Source organism: Pseudoalteromonas sp. KJ63-1 (assembly GCF_055808145.1).
Genome location: NZ_CM147855.1, coordinates 157555 through 170855, shown reverse-complemented (window position 1 = coordinate 170855; position 13301 = coordinate 157555). Strand labels below are relative to the sequence as shown.

The following is a 13301-nucleotide window of genomic DNA, read 5'->3' as shown; positions in this document are numbered from 1 at the left end:
ACACCTTAGAAACATAAAAGGAAAGTTTGCTTAAATTAAGCTTAATTTAAGCTTAATTTAAGCAAACAAAGTGGGTGTATACCAATTCGCTGAATTAAGTATTATTGTGGATGGGTATTAAGCACCCGCAATTTGCATTTGCTCAATCAGCACTGAGCCGGTTTGAATACCACCACGTCTCTCTATATCGCCACCAATAGCTGAAATACCTTTAAACATATCTTTTAAGTTACCAGCAATAGTTATTTCACTTACTGGGTACTGTATTTCACCATTTTCAACCCAAAAACCAGCTGCACCACGAGAGTAGTCACCAGTCACAGTATTTACACCCTGCCCCATAAGTTCAGTGACTAACAAACCCGTGCCCATGGTTTTTAATAGTGCAGCTAAATCCTGATGAGTTTGCTCAACCAACCAGTTATGAATACCACCGGCGTGACCTGTTGGCGTCATATTCATTTTACGCGCTGCATAGCTCGCTAATAAATATGTTTGCAATTCACCACCGTGTATTATTTCTCTGTCTAGAGTTTTAACCCCTTCACTATCAAAAGGTGATGATGCTAACCCTTTTAGTAAGTGTGGGCGCTCTGAAATATTAACGGTTTTGCTGAACACTTGTGTACCTAAGCTATCCAGTAAAAAGCTGGATTTGCGATATAGTGCGCCACCGCCGATCGCTGACACTAAATGGCCAAACAATGAGTTAGCAATATCGGCTCTAAAAATAACCGGCACTTTCATGGTGCCTAGTTTTTGGCTGTTTAGTTTCGCTAGGGTTTCTGCAGCAGCTTCAAGCCCAACACTTGCAGCATCTTTTAGCCCTGCTTGATCGCGGGAAATTGTGTAGGCTGAGTCGCGCTGCATATGCTCGCCCTCTTTGCCTATTACCATAGTGCTTATGCTATGGCGTGTTCTCGGGTAGCCTGCAATTAAACCATGACTATTGCCATACACTCGCAGCCCTTGATGCGAAGAAAAACTAGCACCATCAGAATTCACAATTCGCTCATCCGCACTTAATGCGGCTTGCTCAGCAGCATGACATAAATCAATCCCTTGCTCAGGACTTACATCCCAAGGATGAAATAAATCTAAATCTTTAGGCGAAAACTCAAGTAATTCTTTATCAGCAATACCATTACACGGATCATCTGAGGTGAATTTAGCAATATCTATGGCTTTTTCGACCACAGATCGCAATGTTTTTGGATTTAAATCAGCCGTAGAGGCGGAGCCTTTGTTATTACCAACATACACGCTAATGCCTAAACCACCGTCTTGATTAAACTCAATGGTTTCTACCTCGCCCATGCGCGTACTTACCGACAGCCCTGATGTGCTCGACATAGCAGCTTCTGCAGCGGTAGCGCCTAGTTTTTTAGCATGTTCGAGTACTTCAGAAACGGCATCTTTTACTTGAGAAATTTGCGAATATATTGGATCTTGGTGTTGGCTTTTCATAAATTCTGTCCTGAGCCCTGAAGGCCATGTTGCACACATTTTTTATATTTAAATGCTAACACACTCACTGCACCACATCAGCTAATATTAATCACTAAAAGAATCGCGTATAATAGATAAAGTTATTTTTACTTAAGAGCACCCCATGGCGAAGAAAAAAGGCAAGCCTGCTGAAATTGAAGAAGAAATTATATATGTATCAAAAAGTGAACTTAAGCGCGAAGCGCAAGAGTTTCATCAGTTAGGATCTGAAATTGCCAAAATGGGTAAAAAGCAGCGCGAACGCTTACCGCTTAATGATGACTTAAAAGCAGCAATGGTTGTTGCCGATAAAATTAGTAATAAAAGTGATGCATACCGCCGCCACTTAAATTACATAGCAAAAACCCTTCGTACAGTAGAAAACATTGAAGAAATTAAAGCGATCATTGATGTAATGCTTAATAAAAATAACCAAGCAGAGGTTATGATCAAAAAGATTGAGCAGCTGCGCAGTGATTTAATTGAGCAAGGCGATGACTTAATCAACGAAACAATTGCACAATACCCAGCTCTTGAGCGCCAAAAAATGCGCCAACTGGTGCGTAATGCGGCCAAAGAAGTAAAAGCAGAAAAGCCTGCGAGAGGCTACAAAGAGCTATTTCAGTATTTAAAAGACGCCATAATGTAACGCAGCCACGTTACATACTAAAAAGGTGCTACGGCACCTTTTTTTGTTGTAGATCAAACCCCCTTCCCCTTTCCTTTTTTACAATACGCAGCAACTTAAAAGATAAGGTGCGCGTGATGATTAAACTTCCTCAATGGGATCAAACTTTAATAAACAAATACAATGTATCGGGCCCGCGCTACACGTCTTACCCGACTGCACTTTCGTTAGCTGACGGCTATCAGCAACAAGATTTGATTAGCGCTATTGAATCATCGCAAACCCGTGCTTTGTCTTTATATATCCACATTCCTTTTTGTAGCCAGCTTTGCTATTACTGTGGCTGTAATAAAGTCATTACTCGCCATCAATCTAAAGCCGATACCTACCTAGATTTTTTAGCTAAAGAAATCGTGGCACAAGCGCAACTATTTCAAGACTATCGGGTTGAGCAATTACATTTAGGAGGCGGTACTCCAACCTTTTTAACCGCAGCCCAAATGACTCGCTTAGTAAAGTTACTAGAGCAACACTTTAACTTTAGCGATACCTGTGAACGCGGTATAGAAATAGACCCTCGCTCACTGGCTGACAATATGCTGATTGACTTAAGCGAGATGGGATTTAATCGTGTGTCATTTGGTATTCAAGATTTTAATGATCAGGTTCAGCTGGCTGTTAACCGCCCTCAACATGTTGATGAGGTAAAGCAGTTAATTACCCAAGCAAAACAATTAGGCTTTAAATCAATAAATGCAGATATGATTTATGGGCTGCCACTGCAAACACCTGAGAGTTTTAAGCAAACTATTGAGCAACTGATTGCTTTAGACCCCGACCGTGTTTCAGTATTTAACTACGCTCATTTACCTGATCGTTTTGCCGCTCAACGTAAAATAAAAGATGCTGATTTACCCAGTGCCCATAATAAGCTCACTATGTTCAAAAATACCCTAGAGCAAATGACACAGGCGGGCTATCAATTTATCGGTATGGATCACTTTGCAAAAGTTGATAATGAATTGGCTATTGCTCAAAATAGCGGCCAACTTCATCGTAACTTTCAAGGTTACACTACCCATGGAGAATGTGATTTACTCGGCTTAGGGGTCTCGTCAATATCGCAAATAGGCACAGCCATACTACAAAATAAAAAAGAGCTAAAACACTATTACCAAACAATCGACGAGCAAGCAGGCAGTGCCATTAATAAAGGCATGCATTTAACCCAAGATGACCTTATTCGAGCGGATGCAATTAAACAACTTATTTGCCAGTTTGAGCTTGATATGAGCGTATTCGCGAACAGACATAAAATCAGCTTTAATGACTACTTTAAAGATGCCTTAGAGGCACTCGCACCATTAATTGCCGATGAAATGGTAACAATAAAAAACAACCTAATTAGCGTAACACCAAAAGGGAATTTATTTATTCGTATTATTTGTATGTGCTTTGATGCGCACTTACAAAAACAAATAAATGCCACTCGCTTCTCACGGGTTATATAATTTAAAAAATAGCGCGCATAAAAAAAGCAGACCTAGGTCTGCTTTTTTTATGCTGTAAAATCTAAGTGCTAGTTAAAAACTACGTTTTCGCTGCCTTGGGCTGCTTTAAACTCAACAATAATTTTTTTACAGTCAGCTTCAATTTCATCACTCAGTGATTCTTCTGCGCGCCAGCGTGCGGTATCTTGCTTAAAAATTTCTTTTTTAGCGTACTTTTTACGCGAATCGTGAGTTGGCATTTCTTTTACCACGTCGTACATTTTATAAATGCCTGGGTATGCAGTTGTTAAGTCACGCTCAGTATCAAAACTATATTGCGACATCAGCACCCAAATACGTAAACAGCCCTCAGAGTAATCACATTGCTTTTCATTCATCGCACGTGCAATTAAATGAATACTATCGGCTAGCTTTGCATTACGTTTTAAACGCGACTGCTTAATTTTTTGCTGTTGCTCTGCCTGTTGTTTGCTAATTAGCTTTTTTTGCACATTTAGCTTGTAGAGCAACTGACCCGCATAAAATGCCAAGCCCGCTATAATAGCAGCACCTACAACTAAGGCTAAGATCACTGCTGTACTCATTGCGTATCCTTATTACTTATCTTCGTCGTCATCTAGCCATTCATTAGCTAGGTCGTTTGATAGGTATTGATCAAAATCTGAATTACTTTCTTCATCGCTGAAGTCATCTTCAAATTCTTCTTCATCTTCAATGCCTAATAACTTACACAGCACTTGGTGACGCGCTATACGGCTATTAAAGTATTTAGCATCTTTACCCGTTAGCATTTCACCTTGCTCATGACGCTCAACTAATTTAAGTAAACGCTCATCATTTTCAAGCGCTTCTAATTCTTGCTCAGGCGTTAACTCAGGCTCAATCGCTTTTTTAAGCTCCGCTACAGGCTTAAGGTTACGTTTCATTTCAACTTTTGGTTCAGCTGCTGGGGCAACTAATGGTACTGCTTTTTTACTACCAACACGTTTGTCTTTAGCAGCCGAACCTGTTTTTTGAGTGTCATTACTCAATGCATCAGGTGCATTACGTGAACCAGGCTTAGCGCCTTTGGTTTTTTTACACGTTGCTCTTTCAATGCGCGCATTTCTTTAAGCTTATCTTGGCTTAAACGAACGGGCCCATTTGATGGAATTTTACGTGACTTTTTCTTTCTACTCATATCTTGATCATCTCACTTAAGAGGTTTTGAGCGAGGCGCAACTCAATGGGCATCGCAATGCTGGCCTAGCCAGAAGAATTCGGTTTGCGTTTTAGAGGTTGGGTTTCTCTATATACGCCAAAGCATATTTAGATGCTTTTTTTAAACGGGGGGTATTGTAACAGGACAAATAAAAAGGCGGTAGAGAAAACATCTCTACCGCCTGCTAATCTGAGCGCCATTATATGGACACTTCTCCCTTCGACTTTTTAGTCTTTATTATTTTTATTATTATTTCTTTATCCGTATTATTATTATTTATCTTCCGTGTAGCATTCCATTTTGTTTTTATTATTAAACTTCCATGAGTTTTTATTATTTTCGGTCTTTCCTGACACTTTTTTGTTATTTCCTTTAGTAGCACTCTCAATGTGCTATTTAGTCGTGCCGCGCTACGATCCTTATAACGTTTTCCTATTTGTTATTATTGTTGCGACAGGGGTTAATTTACTCGTTAATAATTTTGTTACAACTAATTTATATCTTTTTTCTTGTGTAAAACATAACAAAAAAGGTTAAAAAATATAAGTTACAATAAGTTAACTTAAAAAATAAAAATAAAATGAGACTTTTCTTACATTAAAGCATGGTCAATGTCTTACAAATGAAGGGGCTTTATCGGTCATTTCAGAAACAAAAAAAGCAGCCAAAGCTGCTTTTTGTCTATTTAACATTGTATTATGTTAACAATATCTAAATAAATACGACTTTAGTGTAGACCACCTAGGTATTTAGATAATGTTTCAATGTCTTTATCTGTAAGTTTCTTAGCAATATCTTGCATAACACCATTTAGGTCGTTATTACGAGTGCCATCTCTGAACTGCTCAAGTTGTGACTTGATGTATTCTGGATGTTGGAAAGAAATTTTTGGGAATTTAGCTAGTGAAGAGCCATTACCACGTGGACCATGACAAGCCGCACATGATGGAATTCCGCGTTCAGCGTCACCCGCTTTGTACAACATGGCGCCTGTTTCTTGAACATCTTTAGGTGTAGCACCTTCAGACATATTCAAAGAAGCAAAGTAAGCAGACAAGTCTTTCATATCTTGATCGCTCAATGGCATTGCCATACCGCTCATTACTGGATTCATTCGACCTTCTTTACCGCCCGAAGTCATACCTAATTTAAATTCAGTAAGTTGCTTGTATATGTAATCTGCGTGTTGGCCTGCAATTTTTGGGTAGATGTTAACCGGCGCATTACCGTCTGGGCCGTGACAAGCCGCACACGTTGCTGATTTTTCTTTACCTGCGTTTACATCGCCATCAAATGCTGTTGCGTTGCTTGCTGACAACGCACCAAGCAATATAGTTAAAGATAGTGCTATTTTTTTCATGGTGAATTCTCTGTTTCCGACCCTGTATCATCTACAATATGGATGTTGTGATTTTTATATTCTACACGATATTAAATTCTCTGGCACGTTTTCTACACACATTAAACCTATAAATTATAGGGTTTTGAGTAAAATTAATAGCTAAGCCAGTTAAAATGTACCATCAGCAACGGTTTTACATGCTCAAATACACTTTTTAATAGCTACTTTATAGTATAAAATACGCCCCACGGGTGAATTTGGTTTACCCAATGTTATTTTTTTAGTTTTAGGAGAGCCTGTGCTCAAATCTCGTATCAAGTATAACACTGCGTCTTTTGTTACAAGCGCGCCAGACATCACTAAATTACCTGCTGATACGGGAATTGAAGTCGCGTTTGCCGGTCGCTCAAATGCAGGTAAATCAAGTGCGCTTAATGCCCTAACCGATCAAAAGCTAGCACGTACTAGTAAAACACCGGGCCGTACTCAGCTGATCAACACATTTGAACTTGCCGATGTAGATGACATGCGCCTAATTGACTTACCAGGTTATGGCTTTGCGAAAGTGCCAATTGAAATGAAAAAGAAATGGCAAAAGTCGCTAGGCGAATACCTACAAAAACGTCAAAGCTTAAAAGGTATTGTAGTGTTGATGGATATTCGTCACCCATTAAAAGATTTAGACCGCGATTTAATTAATTGGGCTGTAGGTAGTGAAATTCCAGTATTGGCACTATTAACTAAAGCAGATAAGCTCAAGCAAGGTCCACGCAAATCACAGGTACTTAGTGTTCGTCGTGAATTGAGTGAATTAGATGGCGATATAACAGTTCATGCATTTTCATCACTTAAAGGCACTGGTTTACCAGAAGTCGCTAAAAAGTTAGATGAGTGGTACTTAGGTCCAATCGTAGCAATTCCACCTGCTGACACAGAGTAATTACCCTAAATAAAACCGCTCATTCGCGGAGGTAATAAAATAGCCGAGCTCATCTGTTTCGGCTATTTCAGCCCACTGATAAAACACATTTCTGGCAACTCGTGCAAAACAACCATAGGGTAATTGCATATAAGGCACTGCAGCGCCTTTGTAATTATTAATATATAGCGGCTCAGCACGACTTAGTAGCCAGGTACGCTGTAGATTATCAATACAACAAATAACATCACCATCAGTTGTCGACTCACGATGCCAACTTACAATAATAAATGGCGCATCCTTAACCTCAATCGCAATTTTCTCTACTGGCGTTTTTAAATAAAACTGCCCATCTTCGCGACACAACACACTAGCAAACAGCTTTATCATGGCTTGTCGGGTAATTTCACTACCCGCATAAAACCATTTACCTTGCTCATCAATCAGCAGTGACAATTGCCCGCAATGAGCAGGCTGCCATTGTTCAAAAGGTTTACTTGGCTCGCTTAGTTGCTTACTAAGTTCGTTAAGAGAAATCACTGTTTTTTAAAGGTCAGTGCAAACGTAACAGGTACCGCAGTAGCAATTGAAGGTAATCCGGCTAATTTTTGTAACTGCATTATCCCTTCGGTAACTTTAAAGTCATCGCTCTTAATAATAATAGGCGTGAATGATGCTACGCTTAAATCGCCATTTTCCGCACTACTAACAAGTACATCCACTGCAAGTGGCTTTTTATGACCGTGAAAGTCTAGCTCTGCGCTAATGCCTTTTAACACGTACTGCCCTGGTTGCTTAATAAGTGACAATTTCTCAGATAAGTCAGCGGTTAATACTGCACTTGCAAAAGTGTCAGATTCAAACAAGATTTTGCTGAGGCGCTCGTTACGAATAGGAATAAACGTTTCAGCTGAGGTTAAATCAACATTTACGCTAAACTGACCTTGCTCATTCAATTGCCCTGTTAACTGAGTAAAATGGCTTGCCTCAGCAATGCTATTTTTTTTAATTGAGACAAAACTTAATTGGCTTTTGTCGTTGAGTAACTGCCAGTTTGCCGATGCAACGCCTGAAACTAGTAAACATGATAAAGATAAACCTGCTATGGCTAACGTTTTAAACATAATGCACTCCTAAAATAAAAGATTTATACCCGAAAAAATAATACTTTGATCAGTAAAGTTGAAAATCACTAATACGCTGAGTTAAAAAGAAAACGCACAGTAAACTGATGGTATCACTTGAAATGCTAAGTGCAATTAGAGAATAAATTTAACGCTTAGGAGTAAAGCTAAAAAAACGGCCCATCAAATATATGATAGGCCGATATAGCAAACTGGGGAGAAGCTATCAATACGTTGCATCTTACGATGCATCATCAACAGGATGTCCTACAGGATGAGGACGGGCGGCACTTTACCAAAAGCAAGCGTAAAAATACAAGCATATTATCGATATTCGAAGCGAATTGACGAACCTCTAACGATTTAATACAAACTGCTGTTTAATTTAACTTTTTTTAACCTGCAAGCTAAAGAAAAAGCGCCTATTGGCGCTTTTAAATAATTCTTTTTAACTGTTGTATTTGCCTAGGACAAGGCATCCTTGGCATACTAAATTAGTGCGCTTGTTCCCAGTTATTCCCTTCGTCAGCTTCAACTATTAGTGGTACATCTAGCTGTGCCGCTTGTGACATCAGCTCACAAATTTGCTGAGTGTATTGCTCAGTGCACTCTGTTTTAATCTCAAATACCAATTCATCGTGTACCTGCATAAGTAGCTTAACCGTATTAGGCGCTTGCTGGTTAACCCATGCATGTACTGTTAACATTGCTTTTTTAATAATATCGGCAGCCGTACCCTGCATAGGGGCATTAATTGCCGCACGCTCCGCGCCTTTGCGGCGTGCTCCATTGCGGGCATTTATTTCTGGTAAATGTAAGCGACGACCAAAAATAGTTTCTACGTAACCATTTTCTGCTGCTTTTTCACGGGTCGTCTCCATGTATTCTAAAACGCCAGGGAAACGCTCAAAATATTTATCAATATAATGCTGCGCTTCATGGCGTGGTACATCAAGTTGACGTGCCAAACCAAATGCCGACATGCCATAAATTAAGCCAAAGTTAACGGCCTTAGCTTTACGGCGCATATCTGATGTAACCTCTTCAAGCTCAACTCCAAATACCTCAGCAGCTGTCGCGCTATGCACATCTAAGCCATTTGCAAAGGCATTAAGCAACCCTTTATCTTGTGATAGATGCGCCATAATACGCAGCTCTATTTGGCTGTAATCGGCCGCCACAATTTTATATCCATCAGCAGCAATAAAGGCTTCACGAATACGGCGCCCTTCTTCTGAACGAATAGGAATATTTTGTAGGTTAGGATCGCTTGAACTTAATCGACCCGTTGCTGTTACCGCTTGATGATAAGAAGTATGCACACGCTTGGTTTGCTCATTCACGATCAGTGGCAACTTATCTGTGTAAGTTGATTTAAGCTTAGATAAACCGCGATGCTCAATAATCACTTTAGGCAATGGGTAATCGTGTGCTAATTCTTGCAGTACTTCTTCTGCTGTAGAAGGCGCGCCTTTGGGTGTTTTTTTGATAACGGGCAATTCTAGCTTTTCAAATAACAGTACTTGTAATTGCTTTGGCGAGCTTAAGTTAAACGGTTCGCCTGCGATTTCAAACGCTTCTTTTTCAAGCTCAAGTAGTCGCTCACCCAAGCGCTGGCTATGTGCTGCTAACATATTACTGTCAATCGCTACACCAGTACGTTCAATGTCAGAAATAACGCTAACCAGTGGCATCTCTATATCTTCAAACACCGATTTAAGTTTTTCATCAGCCTCAAGTTTCGGCCACAATACTTGGTGTAAACGAAGCGTAATATCGGCATCTTCTGCGGCATATGGCGCCGCTTTTTCAAGCTCGATTTGATTAAACGTGAGCTGCTTTTTACCTTTACCAGCAATGTCTTCAAAGCTAATATTTTTGTGGCCTAAATATTTAAGTGCTAACGAGTCCATATCATGGCGAGTACCTACGCTATTAAATACATAAGACTCCAACATCGTATCGAACTTAATGCCCTTTAGTTCATAACCCGCATTAGCAAGCACGCTTTTGTCGTATTTTAAGTTCTGGCCAACTTTCGGTTTATTTTCATCTGCTAATATAGGCCCTAGCTTTTGCATCACAAATTCGAGGCTAAGCTGCTCAGGTGCGCCTGGGTAATCGTGTGCAATCGGTAAGTAGGCGGCTTCCCCTGCTTTTACTGCGAAACTCATCCCTACCAACTGCGCTTTCATATACTCTAAACTGGTTGTTTCAGTATCAAAAGCAAATAGCTCAGCTTCATTGAGTTGCTCTATCAATGTATTAAATTGGGCCTCAGTTAAAATCGTTTCATAGTGCGCATCTTCAACTTTTGGCAACTCATTTTCTTGGGTTGGGACTGCTAAATGTGTGTCAGCATCTTTTGGATTGTCTAGTAATTCAGCTAACCAGCGACGGAATTCACACTCACCGTATAAGGCAATTAATTCGTCTTTATTCGGTGTTTGCAATTTAAAAGTATCAAGATCAGATTCAACCTCCACATCACACTTAATCGTGGCAAGCTCATAGCTTAACGGTAAATGATCAATCGCTTTTGCAAGCTTTTCACCTATTTTACCTTTAATATCAGCAGCATTATCAATTACGCCCTGAAGCGATCCGTACTTTTGTAACCATTTAACCGCTGTTTTAGGCCCACACCCTTCAACGCCAGGAATATTATCTACTTTATCGCCCATTAAAGCTAAATAATCGATAATAAGCTCAGGTCCAACACCAAACTTTTCAACCACAGTGTCGGGATCTGAAATACTGTCGGTCATGGTATTGATCAAGGTGACATGCTCATTAACCAACTGTGCCATATCTTTATCACCAGTTGATACCAGTACATGGCGTTGTTGCTCAGAAGCAATGCGCGCAAATGTACCAATCACGTCATCGGCTTCTACACCTTCAATACTAATTAATGGAAAACCCATCGCTTTGATAATGCTGTGCAGCGGCGCTATTTGGGTTCGCAGATCGTCAGGCATTGGTGGACGATTCGCTTTATACTCGCTGTACATGTCATTTCTAAAAGTTTTACCTTTGGCATCAAACACCACTACCATATGTGAAGGATCGTATTGTTTGATCAAACTTTTCAACATGTTTACCACGCCATAAATGGCGCCAGTGGCTTCACCTTTAGAATTAGTTAAATGAGGTGGAGAATGATAAGCACGAAACAAATATGAAGAGCCATCAACAAGAATAAGCGGGTTTTCGGGGATCTGAGCCATGGTAAAATTGGATCCTAAATACAAAAAAGTAATATAAGTATAAGCATGCCATAAGGCAGTAAATAAAACGACTGTGAATTAATGTGGTTAAGGGCGCTACATTTTTAGCAACTTGTGGATAACTATGTAGATAACACCCACAACCCATCCATCCGAAACATAGTAAAATGCTTAGATTAGTTTGTAATTTATTGTTTTGTTTAAAAAAAGATAATTCGAGGTTCTTTTTTATTATTCTTCTACCAATGTGGAAAAGGCATTTTAACCGTTACTGGTGTTGTAACCCACTCTGATTATTTACGTCCATTTAAATAACTGGATGAGCATTCTAGCATAATGGATCAAAGATCATAGCGATCCTTTATAATTTTTTTCACCCTCACTAGTTATCAAATGGCATATAGCGCATAACAACTTACTTTGCGGCTAAAAAACCAGCAAATAAATTTTTAAATCGACTGATTCGTCGTGTTAAACTTTATTAAAGTGACTTCTATGGAGCAAAATAATATGAAAAATGTAGCGGTAATTTTAGCGGGTTGTGGCGTATTTGATGGCAGTGAAATTAATGAAGTAGTATTGACTTTATTACACATTGAAAAAAATAACGCTCAGTATCAGTGTTTTGCACCGGATATTGCGCAGCACCATACCCTTAATCACATTACTGGTGAGGAAATGGCAGAGCCGCGTAATGTATTAGTAGAATCGGCTCGTATTACCCGTGGCAACATTAAATCACTAACAGAATTAGACGTTACACAATTTGACGCTTTAATTATCCCTGGCGGCTTTGGTGTAGCTAAAAACTTATCTGACTTTGCTATTAATGGCACTAACGCAAAAGTAAATGACGAAGTACTCAGCGCTTGTAAAGCATTTGCAAAAGCAAACAAAGCCACCGGCTATATGTGTATTGCACCTGCTTTATTGCCATTCATTTATAATAAACCACAAATCACTATTGGTAATGATAGCGACACAGCCGATGTTTTAACTTCATTAGGCGCTGAGCATATTGAGTGTAAAGTGGATGATATTGTTATTGATAAAAACAATAAGCTAGTTACAACGCCTGCTTATATGTTGGCACAATCAATTATGGATGCCGATGTAGGAATCGAAAAACTAGTAAGTAACGTATTGGCTATGAGTTAGTCGTAAGGGTTCTGATCGCATTTATATGCCTAATGATCCCGTTTTATCTTGGTAATTTATTGAGTTAGGACAATCATTAGTCGTATTTATAAATAAAATCGACTCTGAGCATTTTATAAATCACTGAGTAGAGTTATAATTGTTCTAAATTCCGTCATTTAAAATCGTGATTGATCACGTTCAAATTGAAGTGGGCAAGGCAAAATGAAAAAACTATCAGCTGCAGCATTACTTGTGCTAGCAACCACCGCATACGCACAGCCATATGATAACTCTATGACTGAAGATGCAATTAAAAAACGTTTAGCGCCTATTGGTGCTGTTTACCTTGAAGGTGAGAAAGTAGCGGTTGCTGCACCAACAGGTCCTCGTTCAGGCGAGCAAGTATATCAAGCAGCCTGTTTTGCTTGTCACGGCACCGGTGCTTTGGGCGCTCCTAAATCAGCTGACGATTGGGCTCCTCGTATCGCTAAAGGAAAAGACACCTTATTAGATCATGCGATCAATGGCTTTAATGCCATGCCACCGCGTGGTACGTGTATGGATTGTTCTGATGATGAAATAAGCGCAGCAATCGATTTTATGACTGCTAACTAAAATTAGCCAAGTCAAAATGCTTTAAATGAAAGGTTTACGTTTTAGTAAGCCTTTTTTGTTTCTAATTCATGAGTTTTAGCTACATAATTAAGAAAAATATCTA

Annotated in this window: 11 protein-coding genes and 1 pseudogene; 5 read left to right on the top strand and 7 right to left on the bottom strand. The window is 39.5% G+C overall.

The genetic code is table 11. The features are described from left to right. Positions 1-117 precede the first annotated feature (117 nt). On the bottom strand, positions 118-1467 hold the full coding sequence (pmbA, locus tag AC0L7Q_RS00755; RefSeq protein ID WP_413401137.1) for a metalloprotease PmbA: 1350 nt from the start codon (positions 1465-1467) through the stop codon (positions 118-120). A 145-nt stretch (positions 1468-1612) separates the two neighbouring features. Between pmbA and yjgA the strand changes: the two genes are divergently transcribed. Both yjgA and hemN read left to right on the top strand, forming a co-directional pair. Continuing rightward, complete coding sequence (gene yjgA / locus AC0L7Q_RS00750) at positions 1613-2137, top strand: ribosome biogenesis factor YjgA (protein ID WP_413401136.1); 525 nt, start codon at positions 1613-1615, stop codon at positions 2135-2137. A gap of 116 nt (positions 2138-2253) precedes the next feature. Continuing rightward, the gene (gene hemN, locus AC0L7Q_RS00745) at positions 2254-3627 is read left to right on the top strand and encodes an oxygen-independent coproporphyrinogen III oxidase (RefSeq protein ID WP_413401135.1); all 1374 of its coding nucleotides are present in this window, start codon (positions 2254-2256) and stop codon (positions 3625-3627) included. 68 nt (positions 3628-3695) lie between these two features. Here the strand turns inward: hemN and AC0L7Q_RS00740 are convergent, their stop codons facing one another. The 3 genes and pseudogenes from AC0L7Q_RS00740 to AC0L7Q_RS00730 form a co-directional block, all read right to left on the bottom strand. Beyond that, entirely contained in the window at positions 3696-4211 is a 516-nt protein-coding gene (locus AC0L7Q_RS00740; protein WP_413401134.1) for a DUF2489 domain-containing protein, read from the bottom strand. Positions 4212-4223: 12 nt separating this feature from the next. Beyond that, positions 4224-4807, bottom strand: a pseudogene (yihI, locus tag AC0L7Q_RS00735) (Der GTPase-activating protein YihI). A gap of 748 nt (positions 4808-5555) precedes the next feature. After that, complete coding sequence (locus AC0L7Q_RS00730; protein WP_008112717.1) at positions 5556-6188, bottom strand: c-type cytochrome; 633 nt, start codon at positions 6186-6188, stop codon at positions 5556-5558. A gap of 280 nt (positions 6189-6468) precedes the next feature. Here AC0L7Q_RS00730 and yihA point away from each other — a divergent pair, with 280 nt between their 5' ends. Further along, entirely contained in the window at positions 6469-7110 is a 642-nt protein-coding gene (gene yihA / locus AC0L7Q_RS00725; RefSeq protein ID WP_041709727.1) for a ribosome biogenesis GTP-binding protein YihA/YsxC, read from the top strand. On the opposite strand, the gene AC0L7Q_RS00720 is transcribed toward yihA, so the two are convergent. From AC0L7Q_RS00720 to polA, 3 genes are all read right to left on the bottom strand, one after another. Continuing rightward, positions 7111-7629: a DUF1285 domain-containing protein gene (locus AC0L7Q_RS00720; RefSeq protein ID WP_413401133.1), complete on the bottom strand. Its 519-nt coding sequence runs from the start codon at positions 7627-7629 to the stop codon at positions 7111-7113. It abuts the gene before it with no gap. Next, on the bottom strand, positions 7626-8213 hold the full coding sequence (locus tag AC0L7Q_RS00715) for a YceI family protein (protein ID WP_413401132.1): 588 nt from the start codon (positions 8211-8213) through the stop codon (positions 7626-7628). The genes AC0L7Q_RS00720 and AC0L7Q_RS00715 overlap by 4 nt, the downstream gene beginning before the upstream one ends. Before the next feature lie 494 nt (positions 8214-8707). Beyond that, on the bottom strand, positions 8708-11443 hold the full coding sequence (gene polA, locus AC0L7Q_RS00710; RefSeq protein WP_413401131.1) for a DNA polymerase I: 2736 nt from the start codon (positions 11441-11443) through the stop codon (positions 8708-8710). Between the two features lie 510 nt (positions 11444-11953). On the opposite strand from polA, the gene elbB reads away from it, so the two are divergent. Next, positions 11954-12601: an isoprenoid biosynthesis glyoxalase ElbB gene (gene elbB / locus AC0L7Q_RS00705; RefSeq protein ID WP_413402907.1), complete on the top strand. Its 648-nt coding sequence runs from the start codon at positions 11954-11956 to the stop codon at positions 12599-12601. Positions 12602-12805: 204 nt separating this feature from the next. Further along, complete coding sequence (locus AC0L7Q_RS00700; RefSeq protein WP_008112730.1) at positions 12806-13198, top strand: c-type cytochrome; 393 nt, start codon at positions 12806-12808, stop codon at positions 13196-13198. Positions 13199-13301: the final 103 nt, after the last annotated feature.